This window comes from Acinetobacter celticus (genome assembly GCF_001707755.1).
In the GTDB taxonomy this organism is placed as follows: Bacteria; Pseudomonadota; Gammaproteobacteria; order Pseudomonadales; family Moraxellaceae; genus Acinetobacter; species Acinetobacter celticus.
Map to the genome: position 1 here is coordinate 1 of NZ_MBDL01000004.1, position 14,348 is coordinate 14,348.

11 protein-coding genes are annotated in these 14,348 nt (G+C 37.2%); 1 reads left to right on the forward strand and 10 read right to left on the reverse strand.

Annotation, left to right across the window (positions count from 1 at the left end):
• Positions 1 to 209 precede the first annotated feature (209 nt).
• The 9 genes from BBP83_RS03730 to hutC form a co-directional block, all read right to left on the reverse strand.
• Positions 210 to 1,442 (reverse strand): hypothetical protein, encoded by a 1,233-nt coding sequence (locus BBP83_RS03730; RefSeq protein ID WP_078055391.1) that lies wholly within the window; start codon positions 1,440 to 1,442, stop codon positions 210 to 212.
• Positions 1,443 to 1,675: 233 nt separating this feature from the next.
• Entirely contained in the window at positions 1,676 to 3,268 is a 1,593-nt protein-coding gene (locus tag BBP83_RS03735) for a BCCT family transporter (RefSeq protein ID WP_245669708.1), read from the reverse strand.
• Positions 3,269 to 3,761: 493 nt separating this feature from the next.
• Positions 3,762 to 5,282 carry an HAL/PAL/TAL family ammonia-lyase gene (locus tag BBP83_RS03740; RefSeq protein ID WP_068886078.1) on the reverse strand — a complete coding sequence of 507 codons (1,521 nt, stop codon included), beginning with the start codon at positions 5,280 to 5,282 and terminating at the stop codon, positions 3,762 to 3,764.
• Between the two features lie 282 nt (positions 5,283 to 5,564).
• A complete protein-coding gene (locus BBP83_RS03745) occupies positions 5,565 to 6,836 on the reverse strand; it encodes a Glu/Leu/Phe/Val family dehydrogenase (protein ID WP_068886079.1) in 1,272 nt (423 codons plus the stop codon).
• 82 nt (positions 6,837 to 6,918) lie between these two features.
• Positions 6,919 to 7,842 (reverse strand): formimidoylglutamase, encoded by a 924-nt coding sequence (gene hutG / locus BBP83_RS03750; protein WP_068886080.1) that lies wholly within the window; start codon positions 7,840 to 7,842, stop codon positions 6,919 to 6,921.
• A gap of 49 nt (positions 7,843 to 7,891) precedes the next feature.
• Positions 7,892 to 9,097 carry an imidazolonepropionase gene (gene hutI, locus BBP83_RS03755; RefSeq protein WP_068886081.1) on the reverse strand — a complete coding sequence of 402 codons (1,206 nt, stop codon included), beginning with the start codon at positions 9,095 to 9,097 and terminating at the stop codon, positions 7,892 to 7,894.
• Positions 9,098 to 9,262: 165 nt separating this feature from the next.
• Positions 9,263 to 10,936, reverse strand: coding sequence for a urocanate hydratase (gene hutU, locus BBP83_RS03760; RefSeq protein WP_068886082.1), 1,674 nt, complete (start codon positions 10,934 to 10,936; stop codon positions 9,263 to 9,265).
• Positions 10,937 to 11,142: 206 nt separating this feature from the next.
• Positions 11,143 to 11,727, reverse strand: coding sequence for a HutD/Ves family protein (locus tag BBP83_RS03765; protein ID WP_068886083.1), 585 nt, complete (start codon positions 11,725 to 11,727; stop codon positions 11,143 to 11,145).
• Entirely contained in the window at positions 11,724 to 12,479 is a 756-nt protein-coding gene (gene hutC, locus BBP83_RS03770) for a histidine utilization transcriptional repressor HutC (protein ID WP_068886084.1), read from the reverse strand. Before hutC ends, BBP83_RS03765 begins: the two co-directional genes overlap by 4 nt.
• 515 nt (positions 12,480 to 12,994) lie before the next feature.
• Between hutC and BBP83_RS03775 the strand changes: the two genes are divergently transcribed.
• Entirely contained in the window at positions 12,995 to 13,705 is a 711-nt protein-coding gene (locus BBP83_RS03775) for a glycerophosphodiester phosphodiesterase (protein WP_068886085.1), read from the forward strand.
• Between the two features lie 64 nt (positions 13,706 to 13,769).
• On the opposite strand, the gene BBP83_RS03780 is transcribed toward BBP83_RS03775, so the two are convergent.
• Entirely contained in the window at positions 13,770 to 14,297 is a 528-nt protein-coding gene (locus BBP83_RS03780) for an META domain-containing protein (protein WP_078055392.1), read from the reverse strand.
• Positions 14,298 to 14,348: the final 51 nt, after the last annotated feature.

The window sequence follows — 14,348 nt, forward strand, 5'->3', positions numbered from 1 at the left end:
AAGTTGNAATGTCATNCCGCTAAATAATAAATAGATTTTTTTTTATTAAAAAAAAAACCGCCATTAACGGCGGTTTTTTTATGATCTCAGCACAAGAATAGAACCAATAAAATATGAACAAATAAAATACAAAAAATCTTATTTTAAATGACTCAAGCCATCTTTAAAATTCGATACTTTTTATTACAACCTATTTTATTCATCATTTTTTAGAAATAATAACCGATATTAATATTCAATTGATTCTCCCATTGGTTACTTCCGCCAGATGCTAGGCTTTGTCCATAATCGCTACCACCAATATATGGATTGTTTTTTCCAAACAACCATTCTGATGCGATATAAAAATTCTTCTTATAGGTAAATGCAGACCCAACAACAAACTGATTAGAATTCAAAAAGTCTTTTTTATCTTTATCATAATAACTATAATGAACATAAACATTAAAATCATTAATATCTTTAATATTTAATTCCGGAATTTTGTAATTTAAATCGGCACTATAAATAACACCTTTATTGGCAACATTAAACTCCCCATCATAAGAACCAAATGTCGTTTGATCATATGGAGTATCAATATGATTAAATAATGTTATTAACTTCAAACCAACACGATCATTATTAACTCCATAATGTAAGCCATAAATTTTTCGACTAGCATTATCATCTTTTTTATTTTCAGCATCTAATTTTGAATAATACCCTGATATGCCATAATTAGCAGTCCAGTCTTCATTTTTTTGTGTGTAGTTATATTGCAAAGCAACAGCATCCTGCTCTTTATATTGCGTACCATTTTCTAAAGACTCATTTGCAGAAACAATTACATTTGAATAATACGCACCATTAGTTGTCCCTTTACCTTTCCAAGCATTCGCAAAATAATAGCCGAGTAATACTTCAGAATTTTCATTCTTATAATTATATTTTAGACCAACGCGATATAAATCTTCAATACCTGCAATATAAGCAATAGATTCGATTACAGTACTTGTATAATACGGTTGAAAACCAATTGGCACCTGATTCAAACCAAATTGCACCGCTTGCTTGTCATCAACGGCATATTCGACATAGGCTTTTTTAGGAAAACTGATGTCACCAATATGGTCTGTATAATCGTAAGGATATGCACCACCTAAAATACGATACTCAAAACTTCCTGATAACTTTTCATAACTAAAATCCGTATTCAAAATTAAAGTATCAAAACTTAATTTACGTATATCTCGGTCTGGATCAAAATCAAAACGAGCCCGTATAGCCCCTCCAAAATCAATATGATTTTTCTTTACCTCAGTTTCATTCATATTTTCATCTGCATAGCTATAGCCCGCAGACATAAATAACAAAGAACATAGTAATAGAGGTACAGATTTAAGCTGACGCTGGGCTAAATCCGATGATTTTACTTTAGCTGTATCATGTTGAATGTCCATATTCTTCCCTTAAATATCTCGGTACACATGTATATTTTGATAACACTTATCCCTTCGAATGAATCGAATGAGTTTTAAATGAAATTTTTCTTAATAAATAATTTTTGCCTGAAGGGCAAAGCTAAAAGTTTACTGACATATATGGTTTATTCCTTTAAATAACCCCCTAAAAAAAGGGGGCGAGGAATTATGCAGAAAGCCTATAATCTAGATTAAGTAAAATATGTTGATCATTACTCAACAGGTTTATCGTAGAAAAAGGTTTTGACAATTGAAACCAGTTGCAACATAAAGATAAAGAGAACGCAGAATCCACCACAAGCAGCTAAATATTTAATGCCGTTAATACCCTGCTCACCGCCACCAAATGCACTCATGATAATCGCAATTGAACCGATTAAAATACCCCAGATAATACGTTGGTATCCTGGTGCTTCTTCTCCAATCGGCACGTTTTTAGTACACATTCCAGCAATCGTAGTGGTCATACTATTTGCAGCAACGGCATAAGCAAACAAACTTAAAACCAGAATCAGTGGAACAATCACCACACCTAATTTAAATGGCAGGTGTTGTAAAAATGCCCACAAACCAGATACAGCGCCATTATCTTTAATCACTTGTACTAAATTCACCGCACCACTTTCTTGTAAAAATAATGCAGTCCCCCCCCAAATAGCGAACCAGACTAAAGCAAAACATGAAGGTAAAATCCAGTTGATAATAATGAATTCTTTAATGGTACGACCATAAGAAATCATCGCTAAGAAAAGGCCCATTAATGGCGCATATGCAATCCACATTGCCCAGTCAAATAATGTCCACCACTGCGTTAATGCTTCTCCACCAATATCACCAGTGTCTAAGCCCCATAAGAAGAAGTTATCCAACCAAATTGCCATGCCAGCAGTGGATGATTTCAGAATATAAATTGTAGGGCCAGTAATAAATAATAAAATAAGTAAGAAGTATAAAACCTTAGATTTAATGCTTGCTAAAACCTTAAAGCCCTTATCCAAGCCTAAATATGATGAGAAAGTAAATAAGAAGGTAGTGAATACCCCTAATGCGACACATAAAGTTGTTGTAATCTGAATGCCATACGCAATTTTTAAACCTGTTGCAACAACGGTTAACCCTGTACCTAAGCCAGAAGCTAAACCCAGCACAATTGCCAGCGTTGCAAGAACATCAATGACGTCAGCCACAATTTTATTTTGCGCATACTTACCCAACAATGGCTCGAGTGTTGCCGAAACAGATAAGCCTCTTTTTTTATTGAAGTACATATAAGCTGCAATTAAACCCGACAAGGTATACATTGCATAAGGAATGAAACTCCAGTTATAAAATGAGCGACCCAGTGCCCAAATTGCAGTCGCATGGGTATTTGGTTCGACACCAATTTTATTGAGTTCACCATAAATATTACCAAAGTAAATCAACGGTTCATTTGCACCATAGGTAATTAAACCGGTTGCAATACCACTACTCAGTGCCATCGCGAACCATCTACCAAAACTCATACTTGGCTTCGCATCTTTACCACCAATACGAATCTGACCGAACTTAGACACCAATAATGTTCCCACTAAAATCAGTGAGACCATGGCAACAATTTGATATAGCCAACCAAAATTTTGTAAAGACCAATTAAAAAATAACTTCGTCAGCGAGATCAGATCTTCACTATGAAAGATACCTAAAATTGCGGTAGAAGAAACCAATAAAAACATGGGAATAAACACCCCCCAACGTACTGTTTTCATCTCGTTTGAAACACCGTCCAAACGTTCTGTTTCCATCTCTTTTGAAACATCTTCCATATACTCATCCTTTTGTATCTATTAGGAGTTAAGTCCATTAAAAATTGAGTTATGTGCAAATAAAATTCCGTTATCTGCATTCTTAGCATGGATTATTATTTTTAAAATCAATCAAATATGGCAATAGCTCAACTTCCCACTGGTAAGGAATTTTTAAGAACTACCTAATATTTTTATGATTTCTATGCAAATTCATTCATCCATCCATGTAAGAAATGATCATCTTGTAGCACATAAATCACATTACATGATTGAACATGTATATACAAGCTGAGTGCGTAAATTTTCTCAAAAAAAAGTTGCCCTTTTTAAACGGTTTTATAGTTTTATTTTTTCTTTTAAGTGGAAAAATAAATATATATTCTTAATTCGATCCATTTCGAATAAAAATTAAAATAGAATCTTAAATCTATATTCATAGAGGATTGAAGCCGAGTTGACTATTTCGACTAAAATAGTCAACTCAAAAATTATAAAAAATGAAAACCTTTATTTAGTTTAATGGACCTATTCTATTTTCCACAATCTCAATAAGTGTTCCATCATGAATAATATTTTTTATTGTATTAATAAAACTATAAATATAGGTATCATGACTTGGAATATTAATACTTTTACCCAACACATTAATAATTTCCTGACATGCTAAGCTTCGCTTTTTCTCTTTCGATAAAAATTGATGGCTATAATATCCAGATAACAACTCAATCGCTAAAATAAACTCTAATTTATCAACAATAGATAATGCTTTCTTAGAAGCATTATATCCCATCGCAACATAATCCTCCTGATTACCACAGGTAGGCGTATTATCGGTTGTTGCTGGATGAGATAATATTCTCATATCATTGAGTAATCCCACCTGAGTATATTGTGGGATCATCAAGCCAGAATTTAATCCTGGCTCTTTAATTAAAAAATATGGAAACCCAGACAAACTACCATCAACTAATCGGTTATTTCTACGTTCTGACATTTTCGCTAAATTCGTTGCAGCAATCGCTGCCGTATCCATGGCTAAACCCACATAAGATGAATCCGGATTACAGGCTGAAATAATCTCTTGCTCATCTAAGTCATGCCATACAATTGGATTATCACAACAAGAATTCATCTCAATTTCTATCGTGACAACCGCATCATTAAAGATTTTTTTAACCGCACCATGCAATTGTGGAATACAGCGTAAAGACAACGCATCCTGCAATTTCGTTGGATGTTTTTGCAAAGCAAATTCTGAATCTTTTAATAAACGGCGAATGTTAGATGCGGTTTGGCTTTGTTCTGGATGTGGTCGTACCTGCATCACTCGCTCATCAAACGCGACTAAAATTCCTTCAAGCGACTCTAAGGTCAGTGCAGCAATAATATCGGCAGATTTAGCCGCTTTTTGCATATCATAAATCGCTAAAGCAGCAAGTGCTGTAGTTGAGGTTGTGCCAGAAATTAACGCTAGACCTTCTTTTGCCAATAATTGAATTGGTTGAATAGCGACAGCCTGTAAAACTTCACTTGCTGCCTGTAATTGACCTTGATAAAAAATTTGACCGTGCCCCATTAAGGTCAATGCAAAATGTGCTTCTGGCGCTAAATAACCAACCGAGCCTTCTCTTGGCATCCATGGGATAAGATTTAAGTTCAAAAACTGACGGATTGTGTCCAACACTTCAATCCGAACACCACTGTAGCCTTGTCCTAAGTTTTGCAGGATCATGAGCATACAAGCACGAACCTGTTCTTCAGTGAATGGTTCACCAACGGATACCGCGTGGGACAAAATTAAATTCTTTTGGAGTTCAGCCGTTTGCTCTAGTGAAATTTTTTCTGAACATAACACACCAAAGCCGGTGTTGATACCATACATTAATTGATCACTTGCGATCATCTCTTCTAAAACTTCTCGCGATTTTTTAACCCGAGAAATATAGTGTTCCGAGAATACAACTGATTTTTTAAAACGGGCAACGTGAATAAATGTGTTTATATCAATTTTATCGCCTAGCATAATGTCCATATTTTGCTCTTACTTTCCAAGTTGTACGTTTTAATTACAGTCATTCATCAATAATCGCTATTGATCTAAAATATCGAATAAAAAAGAAATGCTGAAAACGAAATAGAATAATCAGTCTGTATAAAAGAGGGTGTGATTATAAATAATATAAAATACTAAAATTCATTTTTAAATAGGGTAAAAAGATTGCACTTTTTACCCTATTTTAATCACCAGTCTGTTTGTTTTCACTCACTCTATCTTGTGTAAAAATAAATAAAGTGAGTGATCCAAATCAGATATTTAGCCTGGGAAAATCCCGCGATCTTGACGTGCTTTCAAAATACGGTCACATGCTAAAATATATGCAGCAGTTCTTAAGCTACACACTTTGTCTTCTGCAGTTTGCCATACATCATGAATCGCTTTAATCATGAGTGCGTCTAAGCGTTGGTTCACTTCTTCTTCTGACCAGAAGAAATTTGCCATCCCTTGAACCCATTCAAAGTAACTCACTGTTACACCACCAGCATTACAAATCACATCGGGTACAATCGTCACGCCACGTTCAAGCAGAATATCTTCAGCTGCTGGGTAAGTCGGGCCATTTGCGCCTTCTAAAACCAATTTAGCAGTTAAATTCTGTGCTCTTTCTGGAGTAATTTGTCCTTCTAATGCAGCAGGGATCAAAATATCCATGTCTACAAGCCAAAACTCATCATTGCTAATTTCTTTAGCGCCAGCAAATCCAGCCACACCTTGATGCTGTTCTAAATGTAATTTTAGAGCCTCAACATCCATACCTTCTGGATTATGAACCGTTCCAGTATGATCTTGAATAGCAACAATTTTAGATTGAGCATCAGCAAATAAGTAAGCCGCTTCACTACCTACATTACCAAAACCTTGGACTGCAACTTTGGCATCTTTTAAAGGCAGTTGAATTTTTTCTGCAACTTGTTGACCTGTAATAAACACACCACGACCAGTAGCTTTTACACGCCCTAAAGAACCACCTAAATGAATCGGCTTGCCTGTTACAACGCCCATTACCGTATGGCCTTGACCAGACGAGTAAGTATCCATAATCCAGCCCATAACACGTGGATTTGTGCCAACGTCTGGAGCAGGAATATCTTTTTGTGGCCCAATAATATGGCTAATTTCACTGGTATAACGACGTGTTAAACGTTCTAGCTCGCGAGCTGATAATGTTCTTGGATCAACACGTACACCACCTTTCGCGCCACCAAACGGTAAATTCATCACTGCAGTTTTAATGGTCATCCAAGCGGATAATCCCATAACTTCATTTAAGTCTACATCTGGATGATAACGAATGCCGCCTTTACCTGGACCACGTGAAAGATTATGTTGAACACGATAACCTTCAAAATGACGGATTGAACCATCATCCATCACGATAGGAACATCGACAATCAAAGCACGCTTAGGACGCTTTAAAGTATCAATATATTCTTCAAGATGATCTAAATAGGGTGCTACACGATCAACTTGTGCTAAATAAGTTTGCCATGCACCATTACTGTCATCGATATACGATAAATTAGACATTATTCAACCTTAATGAATTTACAATCTGTTCAACTTTATAAATCAAACATCTGTTTAAATATGATTTACTACCTATTTAACTTTATAAATCAAATATGTAGTTAAATATAATATACGCAGCCAATTTCGCTGTTTTGTGATCCAAATCAAATATTGGATTACACTCCGCAATATCCAGTACTTTAATTTTTTCAGAGCGCTTAATCAATTGCAAAATTGGATCAAAGACCGTTAAATCGATGCCTTTTACAGCAGGCGCACTCACACCAGGTGCAATGCTTGAACTAAATACATCTAAATCAATCGTAATATATAAATAATCCACTTTTTCAATAAAACGACTGACTTTTTCAAACACGCTTTCGATTTGTAAAATATGTACATCACGATCGTAAATATATTCACAATTCAAACGATCTGCTGTTTCAAATAAAAATTTGGTATTGGCATGTTTGGCTACACCAATACATAAATAATGAAACGGCTTTGCATTTTGCTCAGACAATTGTGCAGCTTGTAAAAATGGCGTACCTGATGATGCCTGCTCAGCTTCTCTGAGATCAAAATGCGCATCAAAATTAATAATACCAATGTTTTTTTCAGGTTCATGTTTCTGCAAATATTGAAATAAACCACTGAAGCTTCCAAAAGCCACTTCATGACCACCACCCAAAACAATTGGATGTTGACCTTGTGCCAAAGATTGCGCAACTTGATCTGCTAAACGCGCTTGCGCTTGCTCTAGCAAACCATTTTCACAAATCACATCACCATAATCAGCAATACTGATGGGTTGATGCACAGGTAGATTAGCCAGTTGTTTACGAATCGCATTGGGTGCATCGGCCGCGCCAATACGCCCTTTATTTCGTTGTACACCTTCATCGGAACTAAATCCAATCAGGGCAAAATTCGCCGAATCTGATTGATTCATAATTTGAAAAATACGTCGATGGTTGACTGCTGTACCATCATTTCGTCCATTCCAATCAAATGTACTGGTCATTTTAATTCTCTACTCAAATCTTTCGTCCACATTGTTCAACTCTGTATGGTTAAACGCTGATCTCTTGACCTTGATAAACAATGCGTTTCGATAAATCACCACCGAGCCAATAGGTCAATTCAGATGGATGTTCAATCTCCCACGCAATAAAATCAGCAACTTTGCCTTGCACTAAACTGCCATGCGAATCTTGCAGACCCAAAGCATGTGCCGCATGGATGGTCACCCCTGCCAACGTTTCTTCAGGTGTTAGACGGAATAACGTGCTACCCATATTTAACATCAGACGTAAAGACAACACTGGCGACGTGCCTGGATTCAAATCTGTTGATAATGCAATACGCACCTGATGTTGTTTCAAAAGATCCATCAGCGGTAATTTAGTTTCTCTTAGGAAATAAAATGCACCAGGTAATAACACCGCCACGGTGCCTGAGGCAGCCATCGCTTTAACATCATCTTCGGTGATGTATTCAAGATGATCTGCTGACAATGCTTGATAACGTGCTGCGAGGCTCGAGCCTGCTAAAGAAGATAATTGCTCTGCATGTATCTTCACCGGCAGGTTTAAACTTTGTGCTGTTTTAAATACCCGTTCAACTTGCTCTGGTGAAAATGCTAAATATTCACAAAACGCATCAACAGCATCAACCAAACCTTCTTGATGTAGCTTCGGCAACATTTCAGTGCAAATGTGTTCAATGTAAGCATCACTTTGCTCGTGATATTCTGGTGGTAAAGCATGGGCAGCGAGACAGGTACTTTTAACGGTAATGGGTAGACGTTGACCAATTTCACGAATAACGCGCAGCATTTTTCTTTCATTAATATAATCAAGTCCATAACCCGATTTAATCTCGATAGTGGTAACACCATCTTTGAGCAGGCTTTTGACTCGTCTTAATGCGCTATTAAGTAATTGTTCTTCTGTTGCTTCACGGGTTGCACGTACTGTGCTGGCAATCCCGCCACCTTGGGCCGCTATTTCTGCATAGCTGACACCTTGTAATCTTTTTTCAAATTCGACACTACGGTTGCCACCAAAAACACTATGCGTATGACAATCAATAAAGCCTGGTGTTACCCACGCCTGCTGTAAATCAATGGTTTCATCATATTGCGCTTCAGGTAAATCTTGTTGATCTCCAATCCAATCAATCTTATTTCCTAAAGTCACAATAGCCGCATTTTCAATCATGGAATATCGACCATTTTGCATGGTTGCGACATGACAATTGTGCCAAAGTTTTTTCATGACATCCGCCTTAAGCTTTTAATGTAGCTCTACACAGTGATTTACTTTTTCTTTGTTCATGTTTTAGGAAACAGACCAATCCTTTGTTGAAATTGCATCATCACAATTTCATAAGGCTGTTACCGAACGCATCAATAACAGCCTCTTTTAATGCCTTTTACGCGATTAACCTGTAACCATTGGCAAGTTTAAACCTTGCTCTTTGGCACAGTTCACGGCGATGTCATAACCTGCATCTGCATGGCGCATCACACCCGTTGCAGGGTCATTGGTCAATACACGTGCAATACGTGCAGCGGCTTCATCTGTACCATCACAGACAATTACAACACCTGAATGTTGAGAGAAGCCCATACCTACACCACCACCATGATGTAATGATACCCAAGTCGCACCACCTGCGGTGTTCAATAAGGCATTCAATAACGGCCAATCTGAAACAGCATCTGAACCATCTTGCATAGACTCTGTTTCACGGTTAGGGCTAGACACTGAACCTGAATCTAAATGGTCACGACCAATCACGATTGGCGCAGATAATTCACCACTACGTACCATTTCATTAAATGCTAAGCCTAACTTCGCACGTAAACCTAGACCAACCCAGCAAATACGTGCAGGTAAACCTTGGAAGCTAATGCGTTCACGCGCCATATCTAACCAATGATGTAAATGTGCATCGTCAGCAATGAGTTCTTTAACTTTCGCATCTGTTTTATAGATGTCTTCTGGATCACCTGAAAGCGCAACCCAACGGAATGGACCAATACCACGGCAGAATAATGGACGAATATATGCAGGAACAAAACCTGGGAAATCAAACGCGTTTTCTACGCCTTCTTCTTGTGCCATTTGACGAATGTTATTGCCATAGTCAAATGTTGCAATGCCTTGCGCTTGGAAATCGAGCATCGCTTGAACGTGTTTTGCCATCGACTGTTTTGCCGCTTTGGTCACAACTTGTGGTTCTGTTTTCGCACGCTCTTTATATTCATCCCACGTCCAACCAATTGGCAAATAACCATTTAATGGATCATGTGCGCTAGTCTGGTCCGTCACCATATCTGGGCGAACACCACGACGAACCAATTCAGGTAAAATTTCTGCAGCATTACCACATAATGCGATTGAAATTGCTTTACCTTCGGCTGTGTATTTTGCAATACGCGCTAAAGCATCATCTAAATCAACAGCTTGCTCATCCACATAACGGGTGCGTAAACGGAAATCAATACTGGCTTGTTGGCATTCAATATTCAGTGAACATGCGCCTGCTAAAGTTGCAGCAAGGGGTTGAGCACCGCCCATACCGCCTAGACCCGCAGTCAATACCCAACGACCTGTTAAATCACCATTGAAATGCTGACGGCCAGCTTCAACAAAGGTTTCATATGTCCCTTGTACAATCCCTTGGCTACCAATATAGATCCAAGAACCTGCGGTCATTTGACCGTACATTGCCAAGCCTTTCGCATCTAACTCATTAAAGTGTTCCCAATTTGCCCAATGCGGAACCAAATTCGAGTTTGCAATTAAAACACGTGGTGCATTGCTATGTGTTTTAAACACGCCCACTGGTTTACCCGATTGAACCAATAACGTTTCATCATCTTCAAGTTTTTTGAGTGTTTCAACAATTTTGTCATAACATTCCCAGTTACGCGCTGCACGACCAATACCACCGTATACCACCAATTCTTTTGGATTTTCAGCAACATCTGGATCCAAATTGTTCATTAACATACGCAAAGGTGCTTCAGTGAGCCAGCTTTTAGTATTAAGTTTAGTGCCACGTGGTGCACGGATTTCTACATCACGAAAAATTTCAGCGTTGGTCATGACAGACTCCTTTCTTACAGACTGTTTCATAGTGGTATCTACTACGAAAATTTAAATGTATTAACTTGTATATACATATATATACTATATAAAAATCTACTTTAAAATCCATTTTTAAAATTATTTTTTATATTTATGATTTTTATAGATAAAAAAAAGATGCGTAATGAAAAATACGCATCTTGAAAGGTATAAATATAGGGGATTTATGCTGAAAACAATTCAATCAAACAAAAATTAAACTGATCTTCTGACCTAAAGCTCAAAGATTTGGCTTGAGTAAGTACTGATGTAATCTCTAAAGTTTCATACTCGTGCAGGGATTTCTTTATTCCATTCATTTCAATGTCTAATCGTTTACCCATATTAAATAGAAGAATTTTCTTCGCATCACTAATTACAGGTGATATTTGCACGGTATCAATCCATTGCAAGCGAGCAGCAATTTTCTGAGGGTTATAAATCAGATTAAAATCTCTAATTTCCCCATCCAATAATTCCGCATAGACGTCACTTTCCCCATGAAATGCAAAAAATTGTTTTTGCTTTAAGCTGACTTTTTTATTTTGGTCAATCTGCAAACGCAAGCCTTTTCCTTCAAGTACGCCAAGAATACGTTGCTTGTTTTTAAAATAGGAAAACTGTCCATCTACTTTTACATCTGCAATCGACACGCGCCAATCAAAATCATCCAATCCTTCACCATGACTTCGAGCAACTTCTAATGTAAAACCCTGACCATTTTTCCAAGGCATTTTTTTATAATGTTGTTGTGTCAGCACTTGGATCATGGTGTAAATTTTCCTTCTAAGTGGTAACGATGTCCCGGATAAATCAAACGTGCGCTAGAAATCAGGTTTTTATTGGACCATGTTCGACGACGAATCAGTAAGCAAGGTTCAGCTTTATTAATTTTTAGCCATTTCGCTTCTTGAGTTGAAACTAAAATAGCTTTAATAATATGTTCACCCTCAGTCACTGGTGCATGTGCCATCAAATAAGCATGTGGTGTAATTTGGGTGAAATCTTGTTTTAAGTAATCTGGAACCAAAAATGAGTTAACCAATCGTTCTTCTACTTGAATCGGGATATCATTTTCAAAATGTACAATAATCGAATGAAATAAAGGATGACTCTCTTGCACTTGCATCTGCAAACTTTGTAGCGAATCTGCTTGAATACTTTCTAAAACCAATACTTCAGCGCGATGTTGGTGATTACGTGATGCAATTTCATCTGCAATATTATTAATCTGAAATAATGCCGTTTGCCCTTGGCTTTCAGCAACAAAAGAACCCACGCCTTGTACACGAACCAACAAACCTTCAGCCGTTAATTCCCTCAGCGCTCGATTGACGGTCATTCGACTACACCCCAGTTGATTCACCAATTCACTTTCTGAGGGAATCTTCTGATTTGTGGTCCATACACCTTTATTAATTTGCGAGGTAATCAATTGTTTGACCCGCAGATAAATCGGGATTGGACTATTTTCATCAATAGAAAGCACTAAATCAGATTTAGGCTTCTTTGGATTCGACATATAGATTGCTCATTTATAAAATATTTATTTTAATTAGTTTACGCTGTAAAAAGTTAAAGGTATATACATATAAATACAAGTAAATTTATTGAATTGGCAGGCTTTATTGCAAACGTCTAAAAGTTGAAACGTCCTCAAAATCCATAAGGCCAAGACACTTATATACATTAAAAAATTTTAGAATAAATCCTATAAAAATTAATCTATTCTTTTTACAGAGGAGAAAATTTTATAGGTAAATAACGAGATATCAGCATCATCATTGTTGCGACACTAACGTTACTGAATTTCTTTTTGCAACGAAAAAGAAAAGTATCTATAAAATGGGATACGATTCAAACACCCTAACACTTAAGCGATTTTTTATACATCGATCTATACAATGCAACCTGAACTATCATTCATTACACAGGTTTTATACCATTTACTTTCCAAAGAATTGCTCCTTTAGGCACTTTCCTATTGAAATTATTTAGCGCTACACTGGTTTAAAACCTCATGGACACCAATTTATTATGAAAATTATTGGACATCGTGGCGCACGTGGCGAAGCACCAGAAAATACTTTAGCTGGTTTTCAATACCTTCATGATCTTGGCATTCGCGCAGTTGAATTTGATGTACGCCAGCTTAAAGATGCTGAACTGGTGATTATGCATGATGACAACTTTCTAAGAACAACAAGCATAGATAAAAACCTATATGAATGTAGTAGCACCGAACTTGAAGCTTATAACCAAGCCTATATTTGGATGGATTGGGACAAACAAATCACCCCAACATTAAGCAATGCACTGCACCTTATGCAGGACTTCAATCATCTAGAGGTTGAAGTTAAAGCCGTTGAAACTATGGCAGATGCAGAAAAATTGGTGCTGGCCTTAGAACAACAACTCAAAGGTTTCGAAAAAACCGCGGTCATTACCAGTTTTGACTTAAAAATCCATCACGCTTTAAAGCAAATGAATTCCAAGTTTCAGCGAGGTTTATTGGTTGAAGATGATATTCAGCTCAAAGCCATTGACCAAGCTTTAGAATTGGAGTGTGGCCAAATTGGTTGGATGAATCAACTAGCAACACCTGAACTAATTCGTGCCACACAACATGAAAAACTAAAGATTAGTGTATGGACTGTAAATAGCCTTGAACGCGCACAACAATTACGTGATTTAGGCATCGACGGGCTCATCACCGATTTTCCGAAGCTTATGCTTCAACAGCTTTAAACTTATGTTTGTTTAAAATTAACCCTGCTGTTTACAGGGTTAATTTATCAAATCTTATTCAGCACTACTTTTTTTCTGCTCGTAGCAAGGTTTCTCCGCGTTTATCTTGTAATGTCAGTTGCTTACCATTCACTTGAAAGCGTACTGTATCTTCTAAAATATCCATCAACATCGCTTCTTGTACCAAAGCGGTGTCACAACTGAAATATCCTGCACGTGCATTCATTTTCACACTTGAGCGCCCTGTGTCCATGACATAAGTACCTGTTAGCTCATTACAGCCCGTATTACCACGAATCTGCTTCTGTGCAGAACTAAATTGTAGATAAGGCTGGTTATGAAAATACTTAGCTTTTTGCCCCTGAATTTGGGTAATTTCCCAACGTACATCTTGTATACCATCTAGACTACGATTCACCTGTAAAGGCCGTTCTACCGATGCCGACTTAGCACCTGCCGTGGTATTAGAAAGCTGTGAGTTACTTTGGCAAGCACTGAGTAAAATTACGCCAAAGAGTGTGACCGTAAATCCACAAGTTTTTGTATATTTGTTCTGTTTTTCACGGCAAGATCGAATAACTGTCATTAACATGTTTTAACCTTCGATAAAATCAATAAATAGTCAGTCTTATTCTGTTACTGT